Below are 17,323 nucleotides of genomic sequence, written 5' to 3' on the forward strand. Positions count from 1 at the left end.
ACACCCTCACCGCCGCTTACCCCAGTCGCCGCTTACCCCATAGCATCTGGATTCCCCGCTTTCGCAGGGAATGACAGTTGTAGGTGGGGCGCGACCTTCCGGACGTTAATTCGCCGTCAGCTTCACACCCAGCCGCCCCGCAAGCTCCTGCACGAACTGCCAGGCGACGCGGCCGGAGCGTGAACCGCGCGTGGTCGACCATTCCAGCGCCTCGCGCTCCAGCGCCTCGTCGTCGACCTTGATGCCGAAATGGCCGCAATAGCCGTGGACCATGGCGAGGTACTCGTCCTGGCTGCAACGGTGGAAGCCGAGCCACAGGCCGAAGCGGTCCGACAGCGAGACCTTCTCCTCGACCGCTTCCCCCGGGTTGATCGCAGTGGAGCGCTCGTTCTCGATCATGTCGCGTGCGAGCAAATGACGGCGGTTGGAGGTGGCGTAGAGGATAACGTTGTCGGGCCGGCCCTCGATGCCACCTTCGAGCACGGCCTTCAGCGATTTGTAGGACGCATCATTGCCGTCGAAGGAGAGATCGTCGCAAAAGACGATGAAGCGGAAGGACGACCCGCGCAATTGCTCCATCAGCGCGGGCAGCGTCTCGATGTCCTCGCGATGAATCTCGATCAGCTTTAGTTTGTCGGAGGCTTTGCGGTCCGCATTGATGCTGGCATGGGCGGCCTTCACCAGTGACGACTTGCCCATGCCGCGCGCGCCCCAGAGCAGGGCGTTGTTGGCGGGAAGGGCGTTCGCGAAGCGCTCGGTGTTCTCGATCAGGATGTCGCGCATCCGGTCGATGCCCTTGAGCAGGAAGAGATCGACGCGGCTGACCCGCGGCACCGCCGACAGGCGGCCGTCCGGATGCCAGACGAAGGCGTCGGCACGCTCGAACGAGACGGGCGCGGCGGTCGCAGGTGCCTGGGTCGAAAGGTGCGTCGCAATGGTCTCCAGCGCACGCACGATGCGCTCCTGCGCGAGGTCGGTGGTTTGAGCCTTGGGTCGTTTTGCCGCGAGGCGGGTGGGGTTTCGGGCAGGGGTCTTAACAGCGGTCTTGGTGGCCTTCCCGGCGGCGGTTTTGCTTGGTTTTCTGGGCATGTCCGAAGTTCCTGAGAATGCAGCCTTATCGGGCCTGAGCGCCTCCCGCAAGATGGCCAAATCGTCAGTCTGGCAGCGTTGCAATTGGGACCGCTGCCGCTATAGTCCGCGCGAAATTTGACCGACCCGGCTGCCCAAAGGGGCCGATGCCGGCCTTCTCCCGTTCACGAGGATCGTCCGAATGTTCATTACCCCTGCGTATGCCCAGGCCGCGGGCGCCGGCGACACCAACAGCATGTTGATGTCGCTGCTGCCGTTCGCCCTGATCTTCGTGATCATGTACTTCCTGATTCTGCGCCCGCAGCAGAAGAAGGTGCGCGACCATGCCGATCTCGTGAAGAACATCCGCCGCGGCGACACGGTCGTGACGTCGGGCGGCCTCGTCGGCAAGGTCACCAAGGTCGTCGACGACGACCAGATCGAGTTCGAAATTTCCGACGGCGTGCGGGTGCGGCAGATGCGCCAGATGATCTCCGGCGTGCGCGCCAAGGGCGAGCCGGCCAAGGAGAGCGCCAAGGACGACTCGGCGAGCTGATCGCTCGCTCGAGCCTCGTATTCTTCTGATCTGACAGGTTCACTCGATGTTGTATTTCACGCGGTGGAGGGCGCTGGGGATCATCCTGACGGCGCTGATCGTGTGCCTCTGCGCGGTCCCGAACTTCTTCCCCGAAGCACAGGTCAAGACCTGGCCCGCCTGGGCGCAGCGCCGCCTGGTGCTCGGCCTCGACCTTCAGGGCGGGTCCTATCTGCTGCTCGAGGTCGATTCCAACTACGTCAAGAAGGAGAAGCTCGACCAGGTTCGCGACGACGTCCGCCGCGTGCTGCGTGAGGCCAAGATCGGCTACACCGGGCTGTCATCCAAGGGCGATGCGGTCGAGGTCCGTGTTAAAGATACCGACCTTCAGAACGCGCTGTCCAAGCTGCGCGACCTCTCCCAGCCGCTCGGCGGGCTGCTCGGCTCCAACGGCCAGCGCAGCCTGGAGGTCAGTGATGCCGGCGGCGGGCTGATTCGCCTGACCGTGCCGCAGGCCGCGATCACCGAGCGCGTGCGTCAGACCATCGAGCAATCGATCCAGATCGTCGAACGCCGCGTCAACCAGCTCGGCACCGTCGAGCCGGTGATCCAGCGGCAAGGCACCGACCGCATCCTGGTCCAGGTGCCGGGCCTGCAGGATCCGACCCGCCTGAAGGAGCTGCTCGGCAAGACCGCGAAGATGGAATTCCGCATGGTCGACCCCTCGGTGCCGCCCGATCAGGCGCAGAGGGGCAGCCTGCCGCCCGAATCCGAGCTCCTGATGAGTGCGAGCTCTCCCAAGGTACCGTATGTCGTGAAGAAGCAGGTGCTGGTTTCCGGCGGCGACCTGACCGATGCCCAGGCGGCCTTCGACCAGCGCACCGGCGAGCCGATCGTCAACTTCAAGTTCAACACGTCGGGTGCGCGCAAATTCGCGCAGGCCACGCAGGAGAATGTCGGCCTGCCGTTCGCGATCGTGCTGGACAACGAGGTGATCTCGGCGCCTGTCATCCGCGAGCCGATCACGGGCGGCCAGGGCCAGATCTCCGGCAGCTTCACGGTACAGTCGGCGAACGACCTCGCCATCCTGCTGCGCGCCGGCGCGCTGCCGGCGCCCCTGACCGTCATCGAGGAGCGCACCGTCGGTCCCGGCCTTGGCCAGGACTCGATCGAGAAGGGCGAGCTTGCGGCCTATGTCGGCTCGATCATGGTTATCGTCTTCATGCTGCTCACCTACCGGCTGTTCGGCCTGTTCGCCAACATCGCGGTGGCGATCAACGTTGCCATGATCTTCGGCCTGTTGTCGCTGCTCAACGCCACGCTGACGCTGCCCGGCATCGCCGGCATCGTGCTCACCGTCGGCATCGCGGTCGACTCCAACGTGCTGATCTACGAGCGCATCCGCGAGGAGCTGCGCGGCGGCCGCAACGCGATCTCGGCGATCGACGCCGGATTCAAGCGGGCGCTTGCGACCATCCTCGATTCCAACATCACGACCTTCATTGCTGCTGCCGTGCTGTTCTACATCGGCACCGGTCCGGTGCGTGGCTTCGCCGTGACGCTCGGCATCGGCATCATCACCACGGTGTTCACCGCCTTTACGCTGACCCGGCTGATCGTGGCCTGGTGGGTGCGGTGGAAGCGGCCGCAGAGCGTGCCGATCTAGGAGCCTGATTGTGACTCACTTCGTTCTCATCGGGCTTGGCGTCCTCATTGCCATCCTCACCGTGGTTGCGGCCCTCGGCCTATTGCCGTCGCTGCGAATCGTCCCGGACGATACGCATTTCGACTTCACGCGCTTCCGCCGCATCAGCTTTCCGATCTCGGCAGCGCTATCGATCGTCGCGATCACGCTGTTCTTCACCCACGGCCTGAATTTCGGCATCGACTTCCGCGGCGGCACGCTTCTGGAAGTGCAGGCCAAGTCCGGCACCGCCGACATTGCGGCGATGCGTACCGCGCTTGACGCGCTGGGACTCGGCGAAGTCCAGTTGCAGCAATTTGGCGGCCCCGAGAACGTCCTGATCCGCGTTGCGGAGCAGCCGGGCGGCGATGCTGCCCAGCAGGAGGCGGTGCAGAAGGTGCGCGGCGCGCTCGGCGACACCGTCGAATACCGCCGCGTCGAAGTGGTTGGCCCGCGCGTCTCCGGCGAGCTGCTCGCCTACGGCATGCTCGGCCTGATGCTCGCGATCGTCGCGATCCTGATCTATCTCTGGTTCCGCTTCGAGTGGCAGTTCGCGCTCGGCGCCATGATCGCCAACGTGCACGACATCGTGCTGACGATCGGATTCATGTCGATCAGCCAGGTCGATTTCGACCTGACCAGCATCGCGGCGCTTTTGACGATTCTCGGCTACTCGCTCAACGACACCGTTGTCATCTACGACCGTATCCGCGAGATGCTGCGGCGCTACAAGAAGATGCCGATGCCGCAGCTCCTGAACGAGTCCATCAACTCGACGCTGTCGCGCTCGATCATCACCCACGTCACGGTGACGCTGGCCTTGCTCGCGCTGCTGATCTTCGGCGGCCACGCCATCCACAGCTTCACCGCCGTGATGATGTTCGGCGTCGTGCTGGTCGGCACCTACACCTCGATCTTCATCGCGGCCCCGATCCTGATCTATCTCGGCGTCGGCGAACACCGCGAGGACGCCGTGGATACGGCTACGCCGGCGAAGAAAAATCGGCCATGATCCGAACCGCGTGCCCTCGCAGTAGTTTGCGAGGGCAGTAGCCCAACGCGCGATGAGGTTAGGGTGAATCATCATCGCGCTTCAGCGTGTTGTTTGAGCATGATCGTTTCGGAAAACCGCTGCACACTTTGCGCTAACGCGGCCCTCCGGGTCCGGATCATGCTCTAGTCGGACGAATCCCATGGCCGGCGATTCCAACGCTCCACATTTCCCGCGCTCGGCGCCGATCGACGCCTATGGCAAGGGCGGCTTTGCCTTTGCCGGCATGTCGCATCGCGGCTCGCTGCTGTGCCTGCCCGACGCGATCTGGGCGTGGGACGTGACCGACCCCGCCAAGATCGACCGCTACTCGCTGGAGCGGGTCTTTGCCGCGGCCAACAGCATCGACACGCTCCTGGTCGGCACGGGAGCCGGCGTGTGGCTGCCGCCGCCGGAGCTGCGCCAGGCGCTGAAGGCGGTGAGGGTGGTGCTGGACACGATGCAGACTGGCCCCGCGGTGCGCACCTACAACATCATGATCGGCGAGCGACGGCGGGTCGCGGCGGCCCTGATCGCCGTGCCATGAGTGGAGCACCGGCTGCCGACGCCGCCTTCTGTGCCGATCTCGTGCGCAGCCACGATTTCGCGCGCTACGCCGCGACCCTGTTCGTATCAGCCAATGAGCGCCGCGCCCTGCTCGCGCTCTATGCCTTCAACGCCGAGATCGTCCGCGTCCGCGATCAGGTGACCCAGCCGCTGCCCGGCGAAATCCGCCTGCAATGGTGGACCGACATGCTGGCTGGCCATGTCCATGGCAGCGCCGAGGGCAATCCCGTCGCCGCCGAGCTCCTGGTCGCGATCCGCGACTATAATCTGCCGGTCGAGCCGTTATCGCGGCTCGTCGAGGAGCATCAGTTCGACCTCTACAATGATCCGATGCCGACCATGGCGGCGCTTGAGGGGTATCTGACCGAAACGTGCTCGGCGCTGTTGTCGCTTGCCGCATGGATCTGCGCGCGGCCGTCGGAAGCGATCGATCATCTCGCCCGTCACGCCGGCTTCGCGCAGGGCATGGTGCAGGTGATCGCCAGCCTGCCGCGCGATGCCGCGCATCGCCAGCTCTTCGTACCGCAGCAACTCCTGGAAGGCCACGGCAGCACAGTCGAGGAGGTGTTTGGCGGCAAGGAGACGCCGGCGCTGCGCGCGGCGCTGGATGAGCTCACGAGCGAGGCGCGAAAGCACATCGCGACGGCGACCTCGCTGCTGGCGGAGATACCACCGCCGGCAAGGCTGGCGTTCCTGCCGCTGGCAACGGCGCGCCGCGATCTGGCGCGCCTGTCCCGCGCGGATCGCAATCCCTTCCTGCCGCAGCCGCCGTCGCGGCTAGGAACCCTGTGGACGCTCTGGCGCGCGGCGCGGTCGCGGCAATTTACTAAATAGCGGCTCCCGTATCGCCGCGGCAGGCCAGATGCCCTATATTGCCCTATGGCCGAAGCACTCGACACCACCTTGCACGACACGCCGGATTCGGCGGTCGTCCTCGCCGACGTGCGCGCGGCTGCGGACGTTGTCCGCGGCGCCATCGTCGAGACGCCCTGCAATTACAGCCGGACGCTGAGCGCGATCTGCGGCTGCGATCTCTGGCTCAAGTTCGAAAATCTCCAGTTCACCTCCTCGTTCAAGGAGCGCGGCGCCCTCAACCGCCTGACCGCGCTCTCAGCGGAGGAGCGGCAACGCGGCGTCATCGCGATGTCGGCCGGCAACCACGCGCAGGGCGTTGCCTATCACGCCAAGCGCCTCGGCATTCCCGCGACCATCGTGATGCCGGTCGGCACGCCGATGGTGAAGATCGAGAACACCAGGCATCACGGCGCCGAGGTGATCGTCACCGGCACGACCCTGGAAGAGGCCGCCGCGTTCGCGCGCACGCATGGCGAGGCGCGCCGCATGATCTTCGTCCATCCCTATGACGATCCGCTCGTCATCGCCGGGCAGGGGACGGTCGGGCTCGAGATGCTCAAGGCGGTGCCGGAGCTGGATACGCTGGTCGTCCCGATCGGCGGCGGCGGCTTGATCAGCGGCATCGCCATTGCGGCCAAGGCGCTCAAGCCGTCTTTACGAATTCTCGGCGTCGAGGCCTGGCTCTATCCCTCGATGTACAACGCCATCCATGACGGCAACCTGCCCGCGCGCGGCGACACGCTCGCCGAAGGCATCGCGGTGAAGTCGCCAGGCAGGATCACGACCGAAATAGTCCGCCGCCTCGTCGACGACATCGCGCTGGTGAACGAGGCCGAGCTCGAACGCGCGGTAGCGACCCTGATCTCGATCGAGAAGACGGTGGTGGAGGGCGCGGGCGCCGCTGGGCTCGCGGCGATCATGAGCGATCCCTCGCGCTTTGCCGGCCAGAAGGTCGGCCTTGTCCTGAGCGGCGGCAACATCGACACGCGGCTGATCGCCTCGGTGCTGACCCGCGAGCTCGCGCGCGAAGGACGGCTGACGCAATTGTCGCTCGACATCCCCGATAGGCCGGGCCAGCTCGCCGCCGTGGCGGCACTGCTGGCGGAGGCCGGCGCCAACATCATCGAGGTCTCGCACCAGCGGACGTTCTCCGATCTGCCGGCCAAGGCGACGCTGCTTCAGCTCGTCATCGAGACGCGCGATGCCGCGCATCTCGACGAGGTCATGGCCAAGCTCGGCGAATCCGGCCTGAGCGCGCGCTGTACGTGAGCCGCAGCTAGCTCGTCGGCAGATCCGCCTCGAAGTTAAACCGGTCGCGCAAATTCTTGCGCTGCTCCAGGATATCCTTCAGGAAGGCGCGGTCCTGGTCGCTCGTGATCATCGGCTCGATGAGATCGAGCTGGTTCATCGCCACGAGCTGCAGGATCTCGGTGCGCGGCTTGCCGTTGGCGTCGCGCGGCAGCGCGTGCACGACCTGGATATGCTCGGGCGGCTTTGGTCCCTTCGCAGCCGTGAGCTCGTTGCGAAGCTGGCCTTCGAGCGCCGACTGGTCCGCCTCGACGAAGGCGTAGAGCCCGACGCCGGAGCGGCGGTCGGCGAAGGCAACGATGGCGGTATCGCGCACGGCGGGATTCTTGCGGATCAAATCGACCAGCACCGGCGCGTCGTTGACGAGCCTGCGGCCACCGCCCTCGCGGTCGGTGAAATTGAAAAGACCGCGGGTGATCGCGCGATAGACCTTCTTGCCGGTGGCGAGCCAAAGGCTCGCGGCAAAGGATTTCTTGGCGAGGATCTTGCGCTCCCTGGGCGTCAGCGCCTCGGGCGCATAGGAGCGCTTGTGCTTCAGCAGATGCCGGAGATCTTCATAGGCGAGAATGCGATACAGCCGACCGCGACGCTCAAAGCAGGCGGCGAGCTGGAAATCGGTCACATAGGCGCGGCCGTCGCGGCCGACCAGCCAGTTCTGCTCCTTCGCAAGGTCGTTGTGGCAGATGCCGGCGCGGCGCAGCCGGCGCAACGCGTCCTTGGCGGAACGGAAATAGGCGACATTGCCGTGCGGCTTGGCCAGATGCAGCGCGACGCCATCGACGAAGCCGCGGACCAGCGCGCGACGCCCGGCCCATAGCAGCTCGGGGCCGACGTTCAGGCCCTTGGCCAGCGCCAGCGCATGTTTCTCGCGCGCGAACAAATGGCGCGCCAGCACGAACGACCACCACGGCACCTCGTCGAGCCGGCGCAGCACCGCATCGACCTCCTCGGGCTCATTCCTGAAACGGCCGCGCTCGACGGTCGAGAACACGTCGCGCTTCAAAAGCACGCCCTCGGTCCAGCGCGCCGCGAGCACCGCGGCGTCTTCTTTGGGTAGGCTCATGACAGGCTCACGCCGCTGCGGCGATGTTTTGGTGATCGGCGATCCAGCGATCGAGATCGGCGAGCGCACGGGCGCTCAGCGCCTGCTTCTTGGCGATCGTCTTCTCGTTGCCGCGCAGCCGCGTGCCATCCGGCTTTTTGGTCGGCAGAGTCGCGAGCGGCGGGAACAGGCCGAAATTGATGTTCATCGGCTGGAACGAGCGCGTGCCCGGCTCGATCGTCTCGATATGGCCGCCGGTGATATGGCCGAGCAGTGAGCCCAGCGCGGTCGTCGCGGGCGGGCTCGTGAGCTGCTCGCCACGCGCATCCGCTGCCGCATAGAGGCCGGCAATCAGGCCGATGCTGGCAGATTCGACATAGCCCTCGCAGCCCGTCATCTGCCCTGCAAAGCGCAGCCGCGGCTGCGCGCGCAGGCGGAGCTGGCCGTCGAGCAGCTTTGGCGAGTTGAGGAAGGTGTTGCGATGCAGACCGCCAAGGCGCGCGAACTCGGCGTTCTCCAGGCCTGGAATGCTGCGGAAGATGCGCTGCTGCTCGCCATACTTCAATTTCGTCTGGAAGCCGACGATGTTGTAGAGCGTGCCGAGCTTGTTGTCCTGGCGAAGCTGCACGATCGCGTACGGCTTGGTCGTCGGATCGTTCGGATTGGTCAGCCCGACCGGCTTCATTGGCCCATGACGCAGCGTCTCGGGCCCGCGCTCGGCCATCACCTCGATCGGCAGGCAGCCGTCGAAATAGGGCGTGTTGGTCTCCCACTCCTTGAACTCGGTCTTCTCGCCGGCAATCAGCGCGGCGACGAAGCCGTCATACTGCTCCTTCGTCATCGGGCAGTTGATGTAGTCGGCGCCGTTGCCGCCGGGGCCGACCTTGTCATAGCGCGACTGGAACCATGCGACCGACATGTCGATGGAGTCGCGGTGCACGATCGGCGCGATCGCATCGAAGAAGGCGAGCGCGTTTTCATCGGTCAGTTCGCGAATCGCCTCCGCCAAGGTCGCGGAGGTGAGGGGACCGGTCGCAACGATCACATTGTCCCACTCGGCCGGCGGCAGGTCGGCGACCTCGCCGCGAGCGATCTCGATCAGGGGATGCTCGTTCAGCGCCTTGGTCACGGCCGCGGAGAAGCCCTCGCGGTCGACGGCCAGCGCACCGCCTGCGGGAACCTGGTTGGCGTCCGCCGCGCGCATGATCAGAGAGCCGAGACGACGCATTTCGGCGTGCAGGAGGCCGACGGCGTTGTTGGCGGCATCGTCGGAGCGGAACGAATTCGAGCAGACGAGCTCGGCGAGTCCGTCGGTGCGGTGGGCCTCGGTCATACGGCTCGGCCGCATCTCGTGCAGCACCACGGATACGCCTGATCTGGCGATCTGCCAGGCTGCTTCGGAACCGGCGAGGCCCGCGCCGATGATGTGTACGGTCTTGGAGTTGGATCCTGTCATGGGCGCGACAGGTAGCGCTTTTCAGTGTCGAGTGGAATCGCCGTGATGGCGTTTCTCACCCTAGAAACGACAACGCCCGCACGAGGCGGGCGCTATCGGTTGGTCCGGTCCGTGAAGGGCCAATCAGCCCTTGTAGGCTCCGGCGGCAACGCGCGGAATGTCCGAGCGGTCGAGGCCGATGTCGGCCAGCTCGCGATCGCTGAGCTGCGAGAGTTCAGCGACATTGCGCTGATAGTCCCGGAACGCGTGGATCATACGGATGAGCGAGAGCAGCATGGTAGTCTCCTGTAGTTCGATTCAACCCTTGACCTGGGCGTCATCGTTGAAATGAATATAGATGGGACTGTTGCAGTGCGGAAGTTCCGATGTTGCGATGCAGCTAAGCGAACAGCGCATAGCGACGGTAAGGATCGATTAACCGGTTGGCGATCCCGCCCAAGAGCTGGGCCCACTGGACCTGAAGTCGCAATAACATCCCGTGAAATCACGGGTTTATAGCATTTTCTGTTGGTTCCATCTGTTACAAAAATATGTCGCCGAGAGGCCCGCTGCAAGCCGCCAGGCGGAATTCGCAGCATCCCGTCCTATGCGCGAATCGCATGCATTATGATTCATAAAATTGAGTAATGGTTCACTCTTTTGTCATCTCTGAAGCCATCGACGGGAACGCTGTTGTCGAGTCTGGGGCGTTTGGAGTGCTCAGCCAGCTTCGAGCGTGGACGGTACCGATTCCCGCACGAGCCTGGTCACTGGGCCCAAGCTCGGTCTGTGTGACCCCGACCACATCATCTTCGTTGCGGTGCACACACGCCGAGCGTGTGAGAGCGAAATTACAAAACTGTAATGAAAATCAGAAATTTCGCATGAGAGCTCTGCGCGTCGCGCAACATCACGCAATTCTCGCGGGGAATTCATTCTCAAAACTTGCGGCGGTCGACCAACAATATCATCCGCAGATTCCGGCAATGACGTCGGGCTGCGCAACAATATAAGAGAAGGAAGGTAACAATGAAGACGTTACTAGGGGTCATCGCAATCGCCGCCGTCGCATTTGCCGTCGCTCCCGCGCAGGCCGCGAAGAAGATGGGCGGATGCAGCTCTACCAATCTCGAGCAGACCGAGACCGCGATCGAGAACATGTCCGACGGCGACAGCAAGCTCACCGCGCAGAAGGAGATCGCTGCGGCTCAGGACGCGCTGCTGAACGGCAAGATGGGTATGTGCGGCGCGCACCTCAACAAGGCGATGCACGCCACCGCGGGCAAGTAAAACGACAGGGAAACCAAGGAGGGCCGGTCGCGACGCGATCGGCCCTAATTTCTTTGAAGCTTGCTAACGCGCGATGAGATCAGCATGAACCGTCATCGCGCGTTGGGTTATTGTTTGTGCATGATCTTTTTCGGAAAACCGCTGCGCACTTTTCCGGATCATGCTTTAGGGGGCGCGCGCGAGCTGCGTCGCGAAATAGGCGACCGTCTTGGCGTAGACCTCGCTCTTATTCCATTGCTGGAGCACCGCAAAGTTGGGGCCGCCGGGCTCAAAATCCTTGCCGCGCTGCCAGCCGTAGTTCGAAAGATAATTGGCGGTCGAGGCGAGCACGTCGGTCGGGCTGTGCAGGAGGTCGCGCCGGCCATTGCCGTCGAAGTCGACGGCATATTTCATCCAGGATGACGGCATGAACTGAGTCTGGCCGAGCTCGCCGGCCCAGGCACCCTTCATTTCGTTCGGCGCGAGATCGCCACGCTGGACGATGCGCAGCGCGTCCATCAGCTCGCCGCGAAACTGCTCGGCGCGCCGGCAGTCATACGCGAGCGTCGCGAGCGAGCGCAGCGTCGGAAACTTGCCGGTATTGACGCCGAAATCGGTCTCCAGCCCCCAGATGGCGACGAGCACTTCGCCCGGCACGCCGTAGGTCTGCTCGATCCGCGACAGCACCGAGCCGTACTGCTTCATCATGTTGGAGCCGCGCTGCATGCGCGGCGGCACCATGCGGCCGGAAAACTCCTCAAAACTCTGGCTGAAGACCTTTTGCGAGCGGTCCCGCGACAGCACGCTTTGATCCAGCGTGACGCCGGCAAGGCCGGCCGTGATCGCCTGCTGCGAGATGCCCTTGGAGGCGGCTTCGGCCTTGAAGTCGGCAACCCAAGCATCGAAATTGCCGGAACCGCATGCGACTGCGGCGAGCGTGGGCCCGGCTGAAGCGATCGAGGCGGTGAGGGCGAAGGCTGCAAGGGCGAGACGAGAGATCGTCGGGGTCATCAGAACAAATCGATTCCGTGAAGTGGCATGACCGGCGGCGCGGAATGTCGGTTCCAACCGCGGCTAAAACAAGGCCCATGAACCTATGGCGTCTACTCAACTACGAGCAGGGTTAAAGGAACGATATTGGGCGAGTCCGTAAGCGATCAACCGGCGGACTCGCAGCAATGTAATTCCGTTTCACTCCGACCGATTCCGCCACGGGAACAGGTTGGCGGGAAAATCAGCCGCCGGCTTGCGTGGGCGCGGCGGCGGAGCGTCATGCCTTGCATTGGGATCCGACACGATCACCTTGCGATAGAGATGCCAGGTGGCATGGCCGAGCAAAGGGATGACCACGGCGAGACCAAGGAATGCCGGGATGGTTCCGAGCGCCAGCAGCACTGCGACGATCACGCCCCAGGCCGCCATCGGTACCGGGTTCTTCGCTACGGCGCGCAGCGAGGTCACCATGGCTTCGCCGGCGCTAGCGTGCCGGTCGAGCATCAACGGGAACGAGATAACGCTGATGCAGAGCGCGGCGAGCGCGAACAGGAAGCCGACACCGCAGCCGACCACGATCAGCCACCAGCCTTGCGGCGTGGTCAGCACGTGCTTGAGGAAGTCCGAAATGCCGGTGACGCCTTCATAGCCGAACGCCGCCACATAGATCGCCTGCGCGGTCGCAACCCAGGTCACGAACAGCGCGAGCAGGAGCGTGCCGAGCCCAAGCATGGCGCCGAAGGAGGGCGAGCGCAGCACGTCCATGGCATCCCAGGCGCTGGCGTCCTCGCCGCGTTCGCGCCGGCTGCTGAGTTCATAAAGGCCGAGCGCCGCAAACGGGCCGATCAACGCAAAGCCCGCGGCCAGCGGAAACAACAGCGGTATCACCGAATAGCCCATGGCGATGCGCGCGAGCACGAGGCCGAGCACCGGATAAATGACGCAGAGGATGATGGCGTGGCTCGGCACCGCCTTGAAATCCTCCCAGCCGCGCTTGAGCGCGTCGTGCAGATCGGACAGTTGGATGGTTCGGATGATCGGTCCAGCCGCATCAGCAGGCTGGGCCATAGGGACATTGCCCTGGTAGAGTGTGGCCATGGTCGCTTGCTCCCTTGCCGCGCGGCCGAATGCCGCGCCGGCAAACGGCGCACGCGGCCGCTCTTTCATAGACAATCGCAATTCCAGGCCAGGCGCGAAGACCGGCGGGGATCGCGAACTGAAGTGAAAGCGTACTCCCATTCGCGGGAGCTGTCCCTCACGCTTGGGTGAAATTCGATGTCGCAGTGCAACCGTGAATATGTCATTCGGTCGTCATTTCGCCGCAGATAAGCTGATGCTGTGACATGCTTCGCTCAGGCAGCGGACGCGACACAGAAACTTGGCCTACAGGTTGACACCTTAAGGCCCTTCCAACGGATCCTTTTCGGGGAGCAGACATGAGCATTTTCGGTAAAATCGTCAGCGCGATCTTCGGCAGCCATCCTGCCGCGGCTGCGCCGGCTGGCAGCGCGACCTCCGGCGAAGCACCGGCAGGCTCCGCTCCTTCAGCCTCGGCGCCGTCGGCCGCACCTTCCGCTGCGCCGTCCGCCGCTCCCGCGCAGATCGTCGACGTGGCCGCGATCGTCGATAAGGCGGTCGCCGCGCACAAGGGCGAGAAGCTGGAATGGCGGACCTCGATCGTCGACCTCATGAAGGCGCTCGACATCGACTCCAGCCTTGCCGCGCGGAAGGATCTCGCCAAGGAGCTCGGCTACACCGGCGACACCAACGATTCCGCGACCATGAACGTATGGCTGCACAAGCAGGTGATGTCCAAGCTCGCCGCCAATGGCGGCAAGCTGCCGCCGGAGATCAAGCACTGACGGCAGCACCGTCGGCGTCGAAAAAGGCCCGCGAGATCGCGGGCCTTTTTAATGCCTGGCGTTGTTTTGCCTTACGCGACGAGATCCGCATATTCCGGATGCTTGTCGAGGTAGTCGACCACGAAGCCGCAGCCGGCGACCACCTTCCTGCCATCGCGCCGGATCAATTCCAGCACGCCCTTGACCAGCTCGGATGCAATGCCGCGGCCGCGCAGCGCGCGCGGCGTCTCGGTGTGGGTGATGATCACCGCCGACGGCGTCAGCCGGTAATTGGCGAAGGCGACCTCCTGGCCGACATCGAGCTCGAAGCGGCTCTTGTCCTTGTTGTCGCGTACCGATGCCGGCATGCCAATTCCTTCCCAAGTGTCGTTGGAGGCCCTGATCTAGACGTGTGAACCCGCCTCTGCCAAGGCACGACCAAGGGAAATCATTGCAGGGGAGACATCCGTCACATGCGTGTCTCGATCGGTCTCGTGGCTTCGCTGGCGGTGCTGACGCTTGCCCGAGCTGCGCCGGCATCGGCCGCGGACGGCGAGGTGGCTGCACGAGCCTGGGACGTCTGCATTGGGACGACGATCGCGCTGGACGATCGCGTCAAGGCCTGCTCGGCGGTGATCGACGCCAAGAGCGAGACCGGCGGCAAGCTCGCCGCCGCCTATTGTAACCGCGGCCGTGGCCTGACCGAGAAGCGCGAGCTCGACGCCGCGCTCAGCAATCTCGACGAGGCCGTCAAGATCGATCCGACCTCGGCCTGTGCCTTCAACAATCGCGGCCGCGTCTTCGCCTTCAGGCACGATTTCGACCGCGCCATCGCCGACTATGATCAGGCGATCAAGCTCGATCCGTCGTTGGCGATTGCCTACAACAATCGCGGCGAGTCCCGCTACAACAAGGGCGACCTCGACGGCGCGATCGGTGACTATGGCATCGCGATCAAGCTCAATTCCAACTATGCCTTGGCTTACGGCAACCGCGGCCTGGCCTTCTATCGCAAGCGCGACATGCCGCATGCGCTCGCCGACTACACGACGCGCATCAAGCTCGCGCCCGATCTGCTCGCCTATATCGACCGCGGCAACGTCTATCGCGACAGCGAGCAGCTCGATCGCGCCGCCGACGACTATGGCGAGGCGATCCGGCTGGCGCCGACCGATGCGCGCGGCTGGCGCAACCGCGGCCTGATCCGGCTCATTCAGGGCGATAACAGAGGCAGCGTTGCCAACTACGACAAGGCGCTGCAATACGATCCCTCGGATGCGTTTTCCTGGAACAACCGCGGCCAGGCCAGGATGCGGCTCGGCGACAAGCAGGGCGCGATCGGCGACTTCCGCAAGGCGCTGGAGTTGAGACCAGGCCTGCCGACCGCACACGAGGCGCTGCAGAAGCTGGGCTCGCCGTAGGCGTGGGCTCCGTTCATTCAACGGCTCCGCGCGTCCGGCGATAGCATTTGGACCTGGGATCACCGAGCGCGTTTCAATGCTTGGCGAGGAAGACCTATTGCGACCTTCATGATCTGCGGAGTCATTTTTGCAGCGGTGATCTTGGCTTGGATCGAATTCTGACAGGCCGTCTGCGCACTCCCTCTTTGTCAAGGATGACTTCCGCTTCTCCGCCTGGGGCGCTGGATTGTCGTTTGCGCGCTGCCGCCTCGCCGGCAAAAAACCACCGGTCCGCTCTTGCAACCGTGCTGCCGGTTCCCACGTCTTGGTGTAGGACATACGCCCGAATGCGGCCGGCAGGGTCGCTGAACATTCGGAGTGTCGTGATCGCCAGCCGCCGACGTATGCCTCTTTGTAGGAGGTTACGATGTCGGACTTTGGTTATCTGAATACTCATCGAACATGGGAGGACTGGTGCGGGATGCTGCTCGGCGCGCTGATCGTTGCCTCGCCGTGGTTTCCCGTCCAGGATCAAGCGGCGATCGTCGGACACCAGGTGCTGATCCTGAATACGGTCGCAGTTGGCCTGGTCGTGTTTGGCCTCGGCCAGCTCGAATATGTCGCGTTGCAGCGCTGGCAGGAGGTGGCGACGATCCTGGTCGGGTTCTGGCTGATCGTCTCGCCCTATGTCCTCGGCTATTCCGGCGAGGGCGTTCTGCGCGTCTACCATACCAGCCTCGGCGCGCTGGTGGTGCTGCTCGGCATTCTCCAGCTCTGGCAGGATTGGGAGCTGAGCGATCAGGACATGCTCAAGCACGGGCAGTAGGCATGTGCGTCCGCAAGGCCCGTCGCGAGATCGGCGGCCCTGCGGTCGCTTATCTCTTCACGAGATCCGCGTAGTCTGGATGTTTTTCGATCCAGGCCTTTACGAACGGACATTGCGGGATCAGCGCCAATCCTGCGGCGCGAACCTGGTCGAGCGCGCCTTGCACCAGCTTTGAGCCGACGCCCTTGCCGCCGAGCTCTTTCGGTACCTCCGTATGCTCGAAGGTGATGACGTTGCCGTCGAGCCTGTAATGCTCGGTGGCGAGATGGCCTTCCACCTCGAGTTCGAAGCGGTGATGGCCCCTGTTGTCGATGACGTCGCTCATGTCGTCTCCCGTCAGCTCTTCAGCGAGCCAATCAGCATCTTGCGGATCGACCAGGCTTGCCCGTCGGATGAGCCCGTGATGTCGTCGATCTTCCAGCCATTGGCCTCGCGCACGAACTCATAACGCACGACCTGGTCGGTGGTTTTGCGGTCGTTGCGATGCCCGGTGATGGTCACCGCGATTGTGGCCTTGTCGGCCTCGAGAGTCTCCGTGTCGACCTTGAACGACTTGACGTCGGGTTCCTGCGAATTGGTGACGGGATCGAAATCGACCGGCCCGACATCGCCCTTCGGCGTGTGCGCGTCGGCCTTGGCCCACAGCGCGACCAGCGATTTCGAGAGATATTTTGCCTTGGCGGCCTTGCTCTCGATGATGAAGGCGCCCCCGCCAGCGCCCTTGCCCTTGGCGGCGCGGGTGTAGATCGCGGTCAGGATCGCGACGGGGTCGTTGGCCGAGGGGGCTTGCGCGGCGGCCGCATTGACGGTGGCGAGAAGCGAGGCTGCGACGAATGTGCGGCGGGTGAGCATGGGATGTCCTGAGATCGGTTCTACCCGCGCTTATAGACCGGAATGTCCGGCCGGCGGCATATCTCAGTAGAGTATTGCGGTGGCGGATTGGTTCAATCGGCCGCCTTGGCGAGACGCGAATCCTCCGCAGGCTGCGGCCGCAGGCAGCCCTTGCAGATGACGAGCGATCGCTTGACCCGTGACTCCTCGTCGGCCTCGATACCGTCCTGGGCCTGCCACCACTCCTTCGAGTATGGCTGGAGTGCCGCGACCGACTTGTCCTGCTCGTTTCGGGCGGCGGTCCGCGACGTGTGCGCTGGCTTGGGTTGATTGGGATCCTCACCAGCACCGTCCCAGGCATAGCGCGCCGGAGCGAAAGCGGGATCGGACGCAAGCCGCGCTTGCGGGGCCGCGGCACATCCGGCGAGTGCCAGCGACAACAGGAGAAAGGCGGGCGCTTTGGACATGGTGCGGAACTCTGTACGCGGAGAGAGTTCAAGGTTGCGCCGATCATGTTTAAGATTCCCTCAACGACACGCTGATCAGGAATGCCAACAGGGCGCGGCGCGTGCTATCCGCTTCGAGCTGCATGGCGGCTATTGCGGCGGGCACGGCTCGCCATCCTGCTTCAAGGAGAAG

General features: G+C 64.1%; 20 protein-coding genes. 10 read left to right on the top strand and 10 right to left on the bottom strand.

The features are described from left to right. Positions 1-105: 105 nt before the first annotated feature. Positions 106-1,089, bottom strand: coding sequence for an ATP-binding protein (locus SO139_RS34395; RefSeq protein ID WP_449381992.1), 984 nt, complete (start codon positions 1,087-1,089; stop codon positions 106-108). Positions 1,090-1,270: 181 nt separating this feature from the next. On the opposite strand from SO139_RS34395, the gene yajC reads away from it, so the two are divergent. The 6 genes from yajC to SO139_RS34425 all read left to right on the top strand — a co-directional run bounded on the left by yajC (position 1,271) and on the right by SO139_RS34425 (position 7,008). Further along, complete coding sequence (yajC, locus tag SO139_RS34400) at positions 1,271-1,624, top strand: preprotein translocase subunit YajC (RefSeq protein ID WP_027527361.1); 354 nt, start codon at positions 1,271-1,273, stop codon at positions 1,622-1,624. 46 nt (positions 1,625-1,670) lie between these two features. Further along, positions 1,671-3,269: a protein translocase subunit SecD gene (secD, locus tag SO139_RS34405; RefSeq protein WP_449381991.1), complete on the top strand. Its 1,599-nt coding sequence runs from the start codon at positions 1,671-1,673 to the stop codon at positions 3,267-3,269. Positions 3,270-3,279: 10 nt separating this feature from the next. After that, entirely contained in the window at positions 3,280-4,299 is a 1,020-nt protein-coding gene (gene secF / locus SO139_RS34410; protein WP_449381990.1) for a protein translocase subunit SecF, read from the top strand. Positions 4,300-4,480: 181 nt separating this feature from the next. Continuing rightward, positions 4,481-4,864 (top strand): Mth938-like domain-containing protein, encoded by a 384-nt coding sequence (locus SO139_RS34415; protein WP_449381989.1) that lies wholly within the window; start codon positions 4,481-4,483, stop codon positions 4,862-4,864. Then, a complete protein-coding gene (locus SO139_RS34420; RefSeq protein ID WP_449381988.1) occupies positions 4,861-5,718 on the top strand; it encodes a phytoene/squalene synthase family protein in 858 nt (285 codons plus the stop codon). The genes SO139_RS34415 and SO139_RS34420 overlap by 4 nt, the downstream gene beginning before the upstream one ends. A gap of 45 nt (positions 5,719-5,763) precedes the next feature. Beyond that, positions 5,764-7,008, top strand: coding sequence for a threonine ammonia-lyase (locus tag SO139_RS34425; protein ID WP_449381987.1), 1,245 nt, complete (start codon positions 5,764-5,766; stop codon positions 7,006-7,008). A gap of 7 nt (positions 7,009-7,015) precedes the next feature. Here SO139_RS34425 and SO139_RS34430 read toward each other — a convergent pair whose 3' ends face one another. The 3 genes from SO139_RS34430 to SO139_RS34440 form a co-directional block, all read right to left on the bottom strand. Then, a complete protein-coding gene (locus SO139_RS34430) occupies positions 7,016-8,110 on the bottom strand; it encodes a serine/threonine protein kinase (RefSeq protein ID WP_498541403.1) in 1,095 nt (364 codons plus the stop codon). A gap of 7 nt (positions 8,111-8,117) precedes the next feature. Then, positions 8,118-9,545, bottom strand: coding sequence for a methylenetetrahydrofolate--tRNA-(uracil(54)-C(5))-methyltransferase (FADH(2)-oxidizing) TrmFO (gene trmFO, locus SO139_RS34435; RefSeq protein ID WP_449381985.1), 1,428 nt, complete (start codon positions 9,543-9,545; stop codon positions 8,118-8,120). Positions 9,546-9,668: 123 nt separating this feature from the next. Next, positions 9,669-9,821, bottom strand: coding sequence for a DUF1127 domain-containing protein (locus SO139_RS34440; RefSeq protein ID WP_084801802.1), 153 nt, complete (start codon positions 9,819-9,821; stop codon positions 9,669-9,671). 732 nt (positions 9,822-10,553) lie between these two features. On the opposite strand from SO139_RS34440, the gene SO139_RS34445 reads away from it, so the two are divergent. Next, positions 10,554-10,814: a hypothetical protein gene (locus SO139_RS34445; RefSeq protein ID WP_449381984.1), complete on the top strand. Its 261-nt coding sequence runs from the start codon at positions 10,554-10,556 to the stop codon at positions 10,812-10,814. 165 nt (positions 10,815-10,979) lie between these two features. Here the strand turns inward: SO139_RS34445 and SO139_RS34450 are convergent, their stop codons facing one another. Continuing rightward, positions 10,980-11,804 carry a lytic murein transglycosylase gene (locus SO139_RS34450; RefSeq protein ID WP_449381983.1) on the bottom strand — a complete coding sequence of 275 codons (825 nt, stop codon included), beginning with the start codon at positions 11,802-11,804 and terminating at the stop codon, positions 10,980-10,982. Positions 11,805-11,984: 180 nt separating this feature from the next. Beyond that, the gene (locus tag SO139_RS34455; protein WP_449381982.1) at positions 11,985-12,884 is read right to left on the bottom strand and encodes a DUF2189 domain-containing protein; all 900 of its coding nucleotides are present in this window, start codon (positions 12,882-12,884) and stop codon (positions 11,985-11,987) included. A gap of 338 nt (positions 12,885-13,222) precedes the next feature. On the opposite strand from SO139_RS34455, the gene SO139_RS34460 reads away from it, so the two are divergent. Beyond that, on the top strand, positions 13,223-13,648 hold the full coding sequence (locus SO139_RS34460; RefSeq protein WP_449381981.1) for a DUF3597 domain-containing protein: 426 nt from the start codon (positions 13,223-13,225) through the stop codon (positions 13,646-13,648). 71 nt (positions 13,649-13,719) lie between these two features. On the opposite strand, the gene SO139_RS34465 is transcribed toward SO139_RS34460, so the two are convergent. Next, positions 13,720-13,995, bottom strand: a complete 276-nt coding sequence (locus tag SO139_RS34465) for a GNAT family N-acetyltransferase (RefSeq protein ID WP_449381980.1) — start codon at positions 13,993-13,995, stop codon at positions 13,720-13,722. Positions 13,996-14,100: 105 nt separating this feature from the next. Between SO139_RS34465 and SO139_RS34470 the strand changes: the two genes are divergently transcribed. Beyond that, positions 14,101-15,048: a tetratricopeptide repeat protein gene (locus SO139_RS34470; protein WP_498541404.1), complete on the top strand. Its 948-nt coding sequence runs from the start codon at positions 14,101-14,103 to the stop codon at positions 15,046-15,048. A 406-nt stretch (positions 15,049-15,454) separates the two neighbouring features. Then, on the top strand, positions 15,455-15,853 hold the full coding sequence (locus SO139_RS34475) for an SPW repeat protein (RefSeq protein WP_449381978.1): 399 nt from the start codon (positions 15,455-15,457) through the stop codon (positions 15,851-15,853). Positions 15,854-15,902: 49 nt separating this feature from the next. Here SO139_RS34475 and SO139_RS34480 read toward each other — a convergent pair whose 3' ends face one another. From SO139_RS34480 to SO139_RS34490, 3 genes are all read right to left on the bottom strand, one after another. Then, positions 15,903-16,178 carry a GNAT family N-acetyltransferase gene (locus tag SO139_RS34480; RefSeq protein WP_449381977.1) on the bottom strand — a complete coding sequence of 92 codons (276 nt, stop codon included), beginning with the start codon at positions 16,176-16,178 and terminating at the stop codon, positions 15,903-15,905. Between the two features lie 11 nt (positions 16,179-16,189). Then, the gene (locus SO139_RS34485; protein ID WP_449381976.1) at positions 16,190-16,705 is read right to left on the bottom strand and encodes a DUF3828 domain-containing protein; all 516 of its coding nucleotides are present in this window, start codon (positions 16,703-16,705) and stop codon (positions 16,190-16,192) included. Between the two features lie 92 nt (positions 16,706-16,797). Then, positions 16,798-17,151 (bottom strand): hypothetical protein, encoded by a 354-nt coding sequence (locus SO139_RS34490; protein WP_449381975.1) that lies wholly within the window; start codon positions 17,149-17,151, stop codon positions 16,798-16,800. Between the last annotated feature and the right edge of the window lie 172 nt (positions 17,152-17,323).

This window comes from Bradyrhizobium sp. UFLA05-89, from assembly GCF_059803475.1.